General features: G+C 63.7%; 9 protein-coding genes and 1 pseudogene. 9 read left to right on the forward strand and 1 reads right to left on the reverse strand.

Going from position 1 to position 12623, the window contains the following annotated elements; translation table 11 throughout:
* The first annotated feature begins 245 nt into the window (after window positions 1-245).
* The 9 genes and pseudogenes from G3N59_RS08930 (at window position 246) to G3N59_RS08970 (ending at window position 10954) form a co-directional block, all read left to right on the forward strand.
* A complete protein-coding gene (locus G3N59_RS08930; RefSeq protein ID WP_205982192.1) occupies window positions 246-1394 on the forward strand; it encodes a branched-chain amino acid ABC transporter substrate-binding protein in 1149 nt (382 codons plus the stop codon).
* 230 nt (window positions 1395-1624) lie between these two features.
* On the forward strand, window positions 1625-2602 hold the full coding sequence (locus G3N59_RS08935; protein WP_346777868.1) for a 4-hydroxyproline epimerase: 978 nt from the start codon (window positions 1625-1627) through the stop codon (window positions 2600-2602).
* Window positions 2584-3774 (forward strand): FAD-dependent oxidoreductase, encoded by a 1191-nt coding sequence (locus tag G3N59_RS08940; protein ID WP_205982193.1) that lies wholly within the window; start codon window positions 2584-2586, stop codon window positions 3772-3774. Before G3N59_RS08935 ends, G3N59_RS08940 begins: the two co-directional genes overlap by 19 nt.
* On the forward strand, window positions 3767-4033 hold the full coding sequence (locus G3N59_RS08945; protein WP_205982194.1) for a (2Fe-2S)-binding protein: 267 nt from the start codon (window positions 3767-3769) through the stop codon (window positions 4031-4033). Before G3N59_RS08940 ends, G3N59_RS08945 begins: the two co-directional genes overlap by 8 nt.
* Complete coding sequence (locus G3N59_RS08950; RefSeq protein WP_205982195.1) at window positions 4030-5310, forward strand: FAD/NAD(P)-binding oxidoreductase; 1281 nt, start codon at window positions 4030-4032, stop codon at window positions 5308-5310. The genes G3N59_RS08945 and G3N59_RS08950 overlap by 4 nt, the downstream gene beginning before the upstream one ends.
* Window positions 5311-5417: 107 nt before the next feature.
* A complete protein-coding gene (locus G3N59_RS08955) occupies window positions 5418-6206 on the forward strand; it encodes an AraC family transcriptional regulator (protein WP_241023283.1) in 789 nt (262 codons plus the stop codon).
* 505 nt (window positions 6207-6711) lie between these two features.
* A complete protein-coding gene (locus G3N59_RS08960) occupies window positions 6712-8349 on the forward strand; it encodes an APC family permease (RefSeq protein WP_205982196.1) in 1638 nt (545 codons plus the stop codon).
* A 46-nt stretch (window positions 8350-8395) separates the two neighbouring features.
* Window positions 8396-9990: pseudogene (locus tag G3N59_RS08965) on the forward strand (aldehyde dehydrogenase (NADP(+))).
* On the forward strand, window positions 9983-10954 hold the full coding sequence (locus tag G3N59_RS08970) for an Ldh family oxidoreductase (protein WP_205982197.1): 972 nt from the start codon (window positions 9983-9985) through the stop codon (window positions 10952-10954). The pseudogene G3N59_RS08965 and the gene G3N59_RS08970 overlap by 8 nt, the downstream one beginning before the upstream one ends.
* A 143-nt stretch (window positions 10955-11097) precedes the next feature.
* On the opposite strand, the gene G3N59_RS08975 is transcribed toward G3N59_RS08970, so the two are convergent.
* Window positions 11098-12540, reverse strand: a complete 1443-nt coding sequence (locus G3N59_RS08975; protein ID WP_205982198.1) for an amino acid permease — start codon at window positions 12538-12540, stop codon at window positions 11098-11100.
* Window positions 12541-12623 lie beyond the last annotated feature (83 nt).

The following is a 12623-nucleotide window of genomic DNA, read 5'->3' on the forward strand; positions in this document are numbered from 1 at the left end:
AAAACGCTGAACAGGCAGTGAACAAGCAGTGAGTTTTGCGGGAAGAAAGCACAGCGTTGCGCGTGCCAGGCACTATGCCGATTTCTGCATTTTCACTGTCGATTTTCCTCAAGACTCCTCGATTTTTGGAATCTTATATTGCTTCAGCCAACCACCGGTCAAGCCGGAAAACGAGAGGCAAGTGCCCACCACACCAGCAAGGTTGCGGGTACCGGGGTTATCCACTATCGAGGAGCAAGAGAACAATGCAATTCCAACGGACGGTCATCTCCACTGCGTTAGTCACGGGCCTTCTGGCCGGCGCAACCTGCTCCTATGCCGCGGCACCGGTCGACATCAAGATCGGTTTTGCAGCGCCCCTCACCGGCGGCCAGGCGCATTACGGTGCGGATTTCCGCAGCGGCGTGCAGTTGGCGATCGAAGATATGAATGGCACGAATCCGGTTATCGGCGGCAAGCCCGTGCATTTCGTGCTGGACGCGCAGGACGATCAGGCCGATCCCCGCACCGGCACGACGGTCGCGCAAAAGCTCGTGGACGACGGCGTGGTGGCCGTGATCGGCCACTACAACTCGGGCACCAGCATTCCGGCCGCGCCGATTTACGCCAAAGCCGGCACGCCTGAAATCGCCATGGCGACGTCGCCCACTTATACGCGTCTGGGTTTGCCCACCACCTTCCGTTTGCTGACTTCGGATACGCAGCTTGGCAGCGTGCTCGGCGACTTCGCCGTGAAGGGCCTTAAATTCAAGCGTATTGCGATCGTCGACGATCGCACGGCCTATGGGCAAGGTGTCGCGGAAGAGTTCGCCAAGGCGGCGAAGGCCGCGGGCGCCACCATCGTCGACGAAGAATACACGAGCGACAAGGCCGTGGATTTCCGCGCGATTCTCACCAAGATCAAGTCCGTGAATCCCGATGCGGTCTTCTACGGCGGCGCCGATACCCAGGCCGCGCCGATGCTCAAACAGATGCGTTCGCTGGCGATCAAATCGGTGCTGATCGGCCCCGACATGCTGCAGTCCGATAACCTCATCAAGGTCGCGGGCGAGGCTTCGGAAGGCACGCTTGCGGCATCGGAAGGCAGCCCGCTTGCGCAGATGCCGGGCGGCAAGGCGTTTGGCGAGCGTTACGCGAAGCGCTTCAACCAGCCGGTCGAACTGTACGCGCCTTATGCCTATGACGGCACGATGGCCGTATTCAATGCGATGAAGAAAGCCGATTCCACCGATCCGCATGTCTTTCTCACCGCGTTGAAAGCGACGAACATGAAGGGCGTCACGACCAGCGAACTCGCCTACGATCAATATGGCGATCTGAAGTATGGCGGCGTGACGGTGTACAAGGTCGTCAACGGTTCGTGGAAGCCGCTGCAGACGGTGGGCACGAAGTAACTGGTTTGAATCGCGGCGGTGCATAGACGCACCGCCGCGCACGCGCTTCCTTCTTCAGATGTTTCCATCGGCGCCCGCCGTGAATTCCCCATACTTTTCGATTCCCCACTCGCACACTGCAGGGCGTGTAGCGGGCACTTCGCCCGTTGCTGCGCCGTTCGTGCGCTATGCTGAAATCGTCATCGCGGTGGGCCCGTTCGAACAAGACGGCTTGACGGCCGATGCCTAGGATTGTCGACATGAACTCCATTACCGTTATCGACTCCCATACCGGCGGCGAGCCTACGCGGCTCGTCGTTGAAGGCGGCCCCGATCTGGGCCGCGGCCCGCTCGCCGAGCGGCTTGAAATCTTCCGCCGCGATTTCGATCATGTGCGCGCCGGTGTGGTCAACGAACCGCGCGGCTCGGATGTGATGGTCGGCGCGTTGCTGTGCGAGCCGCATGATCCGAGCTGTTCGGCAGGCGTGATTTTCTTCAATAACGTCGGCTTTCTGGGGATGTGCGGACACGGCACGATCGGGCTGATCGTTTCGCTTGCGCATATGGGTCGCATTCAGGCGGGCGTGCATCGGATCGAAACGCCGGTTGGCGTGGTCGAAGCCGAATTGCACGCCGATGGCAGCGTCACCGTGCACAACGTGCCCGCGTATCGCTATCGCACGGAAGTGCCGCTCGATGTGCCCGGCCTCGGTCGCGTGCACGGCGATATCGCATGGGGCGGCAACTGGTTTTTCCTCGTCGCCGATCACGGTCAAAAGCTCGAATTCGCCAACGTCGAAACGCTGACCGACGTGTCGTGGGCGATTCGCGCCGCGCTCGAAGCCAATGGCATCACCGGCGAAGGCGGCGCGCATATCGACCACATCGAACTGCTCGCCGATTCCACCACGCCGGGCCTCGACAGCCGCAACTTCGTGCTGTGCCCCGGCAAGGCCTATGACCGCTCGCCGTGCGGCACCGGCACGAGCGCGAAGATCGCTTGCCTGGCGGCGGACGCGCATCTCGCCGCGGGCGCGACGTGGCGGCAGGAAAGCATCATCGGCAGCGTGTTCGAAGCGAGCTACGCGCCGTATGTCGATGCGAGCGATGCAGGCAATACAGCGCGCAACTACGTGCGCCCGAGCATTCGCGGCACGGCTCACGTGAGCGCCGAAGCGAAGCTGATTTTCGCCGCCGACGATCCTTTCGCATGGGGCATCCGCGCGTGAGCAAGCCGCTGTATTCGAGCCCGGATGTGATCGTGGTGGGCGCGGGCATCGTCGGCGCTGCCTGCGCGCACGAATTGGCGCAGCAGGGCGCGGACGTGCTGGTGCTCGATCGCGCAGGCGTGGGCGGCGGCGTGACGGCGGCGGGCATGGGCCACCTCGTTCTGATGGACGATTCGCCGGCCGAGTTTGCATTGTCGGCGTGGTCGCGCGATCTGTGGCTCGAACTTGCGCCGCGCCTGAGCGAGCGTGAGGCGTTCGTGCGTTGCGGCACGCTCTGGGTCGCCGTCGACGACGAAGAATACGAACTCGCGCAAACACGCCAGCAGGCGCTTGCGCAGGCCGGCGTGGCGTGTTCGCTGCTGGACGCCCAGCAGGTGCGCGAAGCCGAGCCCGAACTGCGCGAGGGCTTGCGCGGCGGCATGATCCTCCCCGACGACGCGGTGGTCTACGCGCCTGCCGCCGCAGCATGGTTGCTCGCGCAACCAGTCAAGGGCCGCGTGACCTGCAGGCTCGATACGCAGGTTGTGCGCGTGACCCGCGAAGGCGTGGTGCTCGCGAACGGCGAGGCGCTCGCGGCCGGTGCCGTGTTGCTGGCCAACGGGCTTCAGTCGGTGGAGTTGCTGCCGGGTTTGCCAATGCAGGCCAAGAAAGGCCATCTGCTGATTACCGATCGCTATCCCGGCACGATCCGCCATCAGATACTCGAACTCGGCTATATCAAGAGCGCGCATAACGCGAGCGGCACGTCGGTTGCGTTCAACGTGCAGCCGCGTCCGACCGGGCAGATTCTGATCGGCTCGTCGCGGCAATTCGACAGTGTCGATCCCGCCATCGAACCGGAGATTCTTGCGCGCATGCTGCGCCGCGCCGCCGAGTATCTGCCCGCCTTGCCAACGCTCAACGCCATTCGCGCGTGGACGGGCTTTCGGCCTGCCACCAGCGACGGCTTGCCGTTGATCGGCCCGGCCGCGCAATTTGCGAACGATACGTGCCACCGCTCGACCTGGCTCGCAACGGGGCACGAAGGTCTGGGCGTGACCACCGCATTGGCGACCGGCAAGCTGATCGCTGCGCAAATGCTGAACTCAGGCGATGGTTTGCCGATCGACCCGGCGCCGTACCAGCCCGCGCGCTTCGAAACGATGGATGTGAGGGGAGTGAGCCATGGCTGATCTGTTGACCCTCGACGTCGATGGACGCAGCGTGCGGGTCGCGCACGGCAGTTCGGTCATCGCGGCGATCGCGCAGGCGAGCGGCACGGCGGACATCGTCACGCGCGAGTCGGTGAGCGGCGCGCCGCGCGGCCCGCTGTGCGGCATGGGCGTGTGTCAGGAATGCCGCGTGACGATCGATGGCGTGCGCCATCGGCTGGCATGTCAGACGCTTTGCGCCGAAGGAATGAACATCAGGACAGCAAGGTCTGAATCATGAATTTCGATATCCTGATTATTGGTTCGGGGCCTGCGGGTTTGCACGCCGCGAGCGTGGCGGCACAGGCGGGCGCGAAAGTCGGCATCGTCGACGACAATGCGTTGCCCGGCGGCCAGATCTGGCGGCAGGGCCCGCAATATGCGCCCAAAGGGCGCGCACGCCAGGCAATCGAAGCGATTGCGCAAGCGGCGAATGTTACGCGTCTGGGCGGCACGCGCGTCGTGCAGGCGCTGCGCCCCCGTGAACTGCTCGTGGAAGATGCTTCGCGTGGCTATGCGATCGGCTACCGCAAGCTGATTGTCGCGAGCGGCGCGCGCGAACGCTTTCTGCCGTATCCCGGCTGGACCTTGCCCGGCGTGACAGGGGCGGGCGGTTTGCAGGCGCTGATCAAGGGCGGCATGCCCGTGCGCGGCGAGCGCATCGTGATTGCCGGTACGGGCCCGCTGTTGTGGGCGGCTGCCGTGACCGCGCGCGAACAGGGCGCACAGGTGGCGGCCATCGTCGAGCAGGCGCCGGCGCATGCGGTGCGCGGCTTCGCGGCGTCGCTCGTGCATACGCCCGCGAAGCTCGTGCAGGCCGCGCGCATGCGTTTCGACCTGCGTGCGACGCCGTATCTGTGCGGCGCACACGTGAGCGCGGCGGAGGGCGACGGCAAACTCACCCGGGTGACGGTGCAGCAAGGGCACAAGCAGACGCAGATCGATTGCGACCGGCTCGCGTGTGCCTTCGGGCTGGTGCCGAATACCACGTTGGGTACGGCGCTCGGCTGCGATATCGACGAAATGCAAGGCGTACTGTCGATTGCAGTCGACGAGTTGCAAGCCACTTCGCAAACCGATATCTACGCAGCAGGCGAATGCACGGGCGTGGGCGGCATGGAATTGTCCGCTGTCGAAGGGCTGATCGCGGCGTATGCGGCGCTTGGCAACGTCGCGCAGGCGCGTGCGCATTTTGCCGAGCGCCAGCGTTACCGCAACTTCGCTGCGCGTATGCACGAGGCCTTCGCGCTCGATCCGCAATTGCGCGGCCTCGCCACGCCGGACACGGTGCTATGCCGTTGCGAAGACGTCCGTTTCGCCGATGCCGCGCAACATCGCACGTGGCGCGATGCCAAATTGCACACGCGCTGCGGCATGGGGCCGTGCCAGGGAAAAATCTGCGGTGAAGCGGCGGCGTTTTGCCTGGGCTGGTCGCGCAATGGCCTGCGCCCGCCGTTCTCGCCCGCACGTATCGGCACGCTGATGGCGGTGCAAACCAGCGTGCAGGCGCAAAGTTGAAACGGCTGAACGGGCGATGCGAAAGCGTCGCCCGTATTTCTTTGCAGGTGTGCAAGCGGCGGCGACGAAGGCATAATCGAGCCGATCCCGACTCGCCACGCATTGCCATGCACGACCTGCTCACGCCCGCTGCCAGCGGACACTCGACGCCGCCGCAGACGCTCGCCCAGATGGTGGCGCATTTCTCGCTGCTCGAACCGCTGTTCGACGCGATGCCCGACGTGGTCTTCTTCGTGAAGGATCACGAAGCGCGCTATGTGATCGTCAATGCAACACTGGCGGCGCGCTGCGGTTATAAGGATCGGCGTGCGCTGCTGGGCAAAACCGCTGCCGAGGCGTTTCCTTCGCGTTTCGGCCGCATTTACACCGAACAGGACGAAGCGGTCGTGCGCGACAACAGCCGCCTGATCGATCAGCTCGAACTGCATCTTTATCCGGGCCGGCAGCCTGGCTGGTGCCTCACTTCCAAGGTGCCGCTGCAGGACGCGCAAGGGCGTGTGCTGGGCGTGGCCGGTATCTCGCGCGATCTGCGCGCGGCGGAAGGCACGCATCCGGCGTATCAGCGTGTGGCTATCGCAGCGAAATACATTCAGGACAATTACGCGCAGCCGCTGAAGCTTTCGAATCTCGCGGCGCTCATCGATATGTCGGTGGCGCAGGTCGAGCGCTATTTCCATAAAGTTTTTCATCTCACGCCGCGCCAGATGCTGCTGAAAACGCGGCTCGATGCAGCATCGGAACTGCTTGCAAGCGATTCGAGCATTACCGATATCGCTACACGTTGCGGCTACAACGATCACAGCGCATTCACGCGTCAATTCAAGGCGACGGTGGGTATTACGCCGAGTCAATATCGCGCGTTGCTGCATCCGCAAGCGGCGCCATCCGATCAATAACGCATTCAAAAACGATTGTTCGACCCTGCAAATTCCGCGCGCAATTTTCTAAGTGTTCTCACCGATAGCGCTTGCGCGCGTGATTTGTTTGCATGAGTCGATAACGGCGATTGTGCCGAATTCGTCACGCTGAGGTGCGAAAGCCCTCAAGCCGAAGAGAATATGGATAGCGATACTTCTTCGCATCGTTGCTGATCTGGCGCGATGTATTCAACGAAGGAGCCTGGCACTGTGAGCCGTAACGTTATCCCATCGGGCAGCGTGTTTTCCGCCCTTAGATATCTGCATTCCGCCGCGCGTCACACTCGCGCGCCGTGGCGGCAAGTCCCCATCTTTCTGTGATCTGACGTCAGGCAGCGCGCTCGCCGCCCTGCGTGTTCACACGTGCGCAATTGCGCGTCATTCATAGCACGTCAAAGCGCATACCTCGTTCACGTTCTGCTTCTGCATGTCGATGCAGCAGGCAAACGCTCAAGCGCTAATTCCCAAATCAGGAGACTCGACTATGTCCAGTCAAGGCAATTTATCCCGTCCGCTGCCGGTTGGCGACGGCACATCGGCTGCCGCATATGAACAGGCCGGAGAAGGCCGCTTCAAGAAACAACTGTCGCTGACGGACCTCACGTTTATCGGCCTGGGCGCGATCTTCGGATCGGGCTGGCTGTTCGCCGCGAGCCATGTTTCGGCCATCGCCGGACCGGCTGGCATCGTCTCCTGGCTGATTGGCGGCTTCGCGGTGCTGCTGCTCGGCATCGTCTATTGCGAACTGGGCGCTGCCTTGCCGCGTGCGGGCGGCGTGGTGCGATATCCCGTGTATTCGCATGGTCCCTTGCTTGGCTATCTGATGGGCTTTGTCACGCTGATTGCGTTTTCCAGCCTGATTGCGATTGAAGTGGTTGCCGCGCGCCAATACGCGGCCGCCTGGTTTCCGATGCTGAGCCAACCGGGTTCGGGCAATCCGACGATGGTGGGATGGTTCGTTCAACTCGCCTTGCTCGGCCTGTTTTTCCGGCTCAATTATTCGAGCGTAAAAACCTTTGCGCGCGCGAATAACCTCATCAGCATTTTCAAATTTATCGTGCCGCTTTCGGTGATCGGCGTGCTGTTCACGTTTTTCAAACCCGCGAATCTGCACGTGCAAGGCTTTGCGCCGTTCGGTCTTTCGGGCATTGAAATGGCGGTGTCGGCGGGCGGCATCATCTTCGCGTATCTGGGTCTCACGCCGATCATTTCCGTGGCGAGCGAAGTGCGTAATCCGCAACGCACGATTCCCATTGCGCTGATTCTTTCCGTGCTGCTTTCCACGCTGATTTACGTGCTGCTGCAACTGGCGTTTATCGGCAGCATTCCGACCGATATCCTCAAGAGCGGCTGGGACGGCGTGAGCAAGGCGTTTTCGCTGCCGTATCGCGACATCGCGCTGGCGCTCGGCGTGGGCTGGCTCGCCTATATGGTGGTGGCCGACGCGGCGATTTCGCCGAGCGGTTGCGGCAACATCTACATGAACGCCACGCCGCGCGTGGTGTATGCGTGGGCAAAGACGGGCACGTTTTTCCGCGTGTTTACGCGTGTCGATGCGGCTTCGGGGATTCCGCGCCCGGGTCTGTGGCTCACGTTCGCGCTGGCCGTATTCTGGACACTGCCGTTTCCTTCGTGGGAAGCGCTGATCAACGTGGTGTCGGCGGCGCTCGTGCTCAGCTACGCCGTCGCGCCGATCTCCGTCGCGGCGTTGCGCCGCAATGCGCCCGATATGGCGCGTCCGTTTCGCGTGGGGCGTTTTGGCATCGTCGGTCCGGTGTCGTTCGTGATCGCCGCGCTGATCGTCTACTGGTCGGGCTGGAGCACGGTGTCGTGGCTGCTGGGTCTGCAGATCGTCATGTTCGTGATCTATCTTGCAGCAGGGCGTTTCGTGCCGACGCGCGATCTGAGTCTCGCGGAACAGGTGCGTTCGTCGCTGTGGCTGATTGCGTTTTACGCCGTGATGATCGTGCTGTCGTGGCAGGGCAGTTTTGGCGGTGTCGGCACGCTGGCGCATCCGTTCGACACCATCGCCGTGGCGATCGCGAGCCTCGTTATTTACTACTGGGGCGCCAATACGGGCGTGCCGGCCAGCAAGCTGCGTCTCGACGATGACGACCAGTAACGCCGCGCATCGCGACATCGCATTCAATTCTTTTGCAGGAAGCACTATGACTATTACCGGCCAGTCGTTGATCGGCGCAGCAAGCGTGAGTGGAATCGACGGCTTTTTTCAAGGCGTAAACGCACGCACGGGCGAAGCGCTCGAACCGAAGTTCGGCAGCGCGAATGCCAATGATCTGGAGCGCGCCTGCGCTCTGGCAGAGGCAGCATTCGATCGCTATCGCGAGACTTCGCTCGAAGCGCGCGCTGCATTTCTGGAAACGATAGGACAACAGATCGAATCGATTGGCGATGCGCTGATCGAACGCTGCATGGCCGAAACCGGCCTGCCGCGCGCGCGCCTCGAAGGCGAGCGCGCCCGCACGATCGGCCAGCTCAAGCTGTTTGCCAATCTGCTGCGCCAGGGCGATTACGTCGATGCACGTATCGATCCCGCGCAACCGGAACGCAAGCCGATGCCGCGCGTGGACCTGCGTCTGCGCAATATTGCGCTTGGGCCGGTGGCGGTGTTCGGCGCATCGAATTTCCCGCTGGCTTTTTCGGTAGCCGGCGGCGATACGGCTTCGGCGCTTGCGGCGGGATGTCCCGTGGTGGTGAAAGCGCACGGCGCGCATCCGGGCACGTCGGAACTCGTCGGGCGCGCGATCCAGCGTGCCGTGGCGCAATGCGGTCTGCCCGAAGGCGTGTTCTCGCTGCTGTTCGATGGCGGCATTGCAATCGGGCAGGCGCTGGTTGCGGATCGGCGGATCAAGGCGGTGGGCTTCACGGGCTCGCGCGCGGCGGGCGTAGCGCTGATGAAGATCGCCAACGCGCGCGCCGAACCGGTTCCGGTCTATGCCGAAATGAGCGCGATCAATCCCGTTGTGTTGCTGCCGCAGGCGCTGGCGGCGCGCAGATCGGCAAGCAATTCGCCGCGTCGCTCACGCTGGGCGCGGGGCAGTTCTGCACGAATCCGGGTCTGGTGCTGGCGGTGCAAGGCGACGCGCTGCGCGCGTTCGAACAGGCCGCGAGTGCGGCGCTGGCCGACACCGCCGCGCAAACGATGCTTACGCCCGGCATCCACGCAAACTATTGCCGTGGCGTGCAGCGTCTGGAAGCCGCGCCGCAGGTCGAAAAACTGGCGAGCGGTGCGACGGGCGGACCATATGACGCTCAGGCCGCGCTGTTCGCAACGTCCGCGCAAAACTTCCTTGCGAACGCGGCGCTGCACGAAGAGGTCTTCGGTCCGGCATCGCTGATCGTGCGTTGCGCGGACCTGAACGAACTGCACGAAGTCCTCAAGTCGATCGAAGGTCAGTTGACCATTGCCGTGCATCTGGACACGGCGCACGCCGCCGATCGCGATGCCTGCGCCACGCTGATCCCCACGCTCGAACGCAAGGCCGGGCGCATTCTGGCGAATGGCTTTGGCACGGGCGTGGAAGTCGGGCATGCGATGGTGCATGGCGGCCCGTTCCCGGCGACGTCGGATGCGCGCACGACGTCGGTGGGCAGTCGCGCCATCGAGCGTTTCCTGCGCCCGGTGTCGTATCAGGACTGGCCGGACGCACTGTTGCCGGGCGCGCTGCGTGACGACAATCCGCAGCATCTGGCGCGACGCGTGAACGGCGCGCCCGAGAGCGAGGCCAGGCGGCATGGCTGAACCTGCTGAGGACGTCGCGCTCTCGCTGAGCGAACTCTTCGACCTGGCGCGCCGCGCGCTCGTGCTGCATGGCGTGTCGGCGGCGCACGCGGAAGCGATCGCGCGCGTCATCACGCAGGGGCAGCGCGACGAATGCCATTCGCACGGTCTGTATCGATTGCTCGGTTGCGTGCGTTCGGTGCGCTCCGGCAAGGTCGATCCGCGTGCGGAGCCGACTGTGCGCGATGTCTCGCCAGGCGTGCTGGCCGTGGACGCGCACTACGGTTTTTCGCTGCTGGCGTTCGAAACGGGGCTGCCCAGGCTCGCCGAAAAAGCGCGCACGCAAGGCATCGCGGCGATGGCGATCAATCGCTGCTTCCATTTTTCGGCGCTCTGGCCCGAGGTGGAAACGATCGCTGCGCAAGGTCTCGTGGGTCTCGCGATGAATCCCAGTCATAGCTGGGTCGCGCCTGCAGGCGGCACGCGCGGCGTGTTCGGCACCAACCCGATCGCGTTCGCGTGGCCGCGCGCGCAAGGTCATCCGTTCGTATTCGATTTCGCCACCAGCGCGATTGCGCGCGGCGATATCGAATTGCATGCGCGCGAAGGCAAGCCGATTCCGCCGCATTGGGCCATCGACCGCGACGGCCAGCCCACCACGGATGCGCGCGCCGCGCTGGACGGCGCGATGCAGACCTTCGGCGGCCACAAGGGCTCTGCGCTGGCGGCGATGGTGGAATTGCTCGCGGGCGCGCTGATCGGCGATCTCACCAGCATGGAGTCGCAGGCCTTCGACGATGGCGCGGGCGCGAGCCCCTGTCACGGCGAACTGGTGATCGCCATCGACCCGCAGCGCTTTCTGGGCAGCGACCATGCCGCTGGCCAGGCGCGCGCCGAAAGCCTGTTCGACGCGATCGTCGATCAAGGTGCAAGGCTGCCTTCGCAGCGCCGTTTCGAAGCGCGCGAGCGCTGTATGACGAGGTGATGGGCCTTTTCAGCCAGTAAACGGAACGTCGCCCGGCGTTCCTTTCTGTTGTTCTCCGCTTCCCTTCATGCACGCGCCGGTCACGGCGCGTGCAGTTCATGCGCAATAGCGGACGATGTCCATGCCCGCCATCTATTCGCGCACTATTCGGTTGCCGCTTCGCCAACGCTGCCCACCTGCGCCGCGCCCCGATAAAACACGAAATACACGAGGCTCAGCAAGGCAAGAAAGGGCACGCCGAAAATCATCGTCATACGGAATTCCGGCGTGAATAGCGTGGTGAGCGCCGCGCCGATCGTCAGCGCTGCGCCCAGCAGCGTGAGCACCGGAAAGCCGCGCATGCGGAACGACGGCAGCGCGCGGCCCGAGCGCTTCCAGTGACGGCGGAAGAACAGATGCGTGACGAAGATCATCGCCCAGGTGAAGAGCGCGCCGAACATCGAAATCGCCATCATGATCGTGAACGACGCGTCGGGATAGAGCACGCTCAGCACCGTCGCGATGGCGATGCCCGCGCAGGACAGCAGCAGCGCCGCCACCGGCACGCCGCGCGCGCTGAGTTCGCCGAGACGGCGCGGCGCGTGGCCGGCGCGCGCGAGGCTGAACATCATGCGCGTGGTGATATAGAGCTGGCTGTTCATCGCCGAAAGCGCCGCGATCAGCACCACGAAGTTGATCACGCCCGCGGCGCCCGGCACGTGCACGGCTTCCATCACCTTGACGAAGGGGCTCTGGTCTTTGCCCGCCGCGGTCCACGGCACGATGGCGAGCATCAGCGCGAGCGTCACGATATAGAACAGCACGAGACGGCCCACGGTCAGACGGAACGCCTGGGTGACGGCGCGCTGCGGATCTTCGGCTTCGCCGGCGGCCACCGCGATCATTTCGATACTCAGGTAGCTGAAGATCGCCACGATCACCGCAACCCACGTGCCCCACAGGCCTTTCGGGAAGAAGCCGCCATCGGCCGTGTAGTGCGCGAAGCTCGCCGGCCCGGTGACCTGGCCGTCATGCGTGCCCGCCACCAGCTGCGGATTGAAAAATACCACGTACACGCCCAGCACGATAAAGCCGATGATGGCGCACACCTTCACCACCGAAAACACGTATTCCACCGAGCCGAACAGGTTCACGCTGCGCGCGTTGACGAGCACGAGCACGCTGGAGAACGCGAGAATCCAGACCCAGCCTGGCATCGCCGGCAACCAGTATTTCATGTAGAGCGCGATGGCCGTGACTTCGGTGCCGACCGCCAGCACGATGCAGGCCCAGTAGCTGTAGCGCACGAGAAAGCCCATCCACGGGCTGACGTAGTGCTCGGCATAGGCGCCGAACGAACCCGAAGTGGGATGGGCCACCGTCATCTCGGCGAGGCAGCCCATCAGCAACAGCGAGATGAGTGCGCCGATCGCGTAGCTGAGCAGCACGCTCGGCCCCGCGAAACTGATGGCGAAGCCGCTGCCGAGAAACAGGCCGGTGCCGATTGCGCCGCCGATGGCGATCATCGAAAGCTGGGAAGCGCGCAGCGTGCGGCGCAAGCCGTGCTCGCGCTGGACGATCTTCTGAAACGGGTCTTGCGTGGTCATCTAGGGACGCTCCCTGCGTGTCTGAAACAAACGAAATCGTGAGCGGCACGGCGGCTGTCATGCAGCGCCGCGCCGCATTTTAC

This window comes from Paraburkholderia sp. Ac-20340, assembly GCF_017104965.1.
GTDB lineage: Bacteria > Pseudomonadota > Gammaproteobacteria > Burkholderiales > Burkholderiaceae > Paraburkholderia.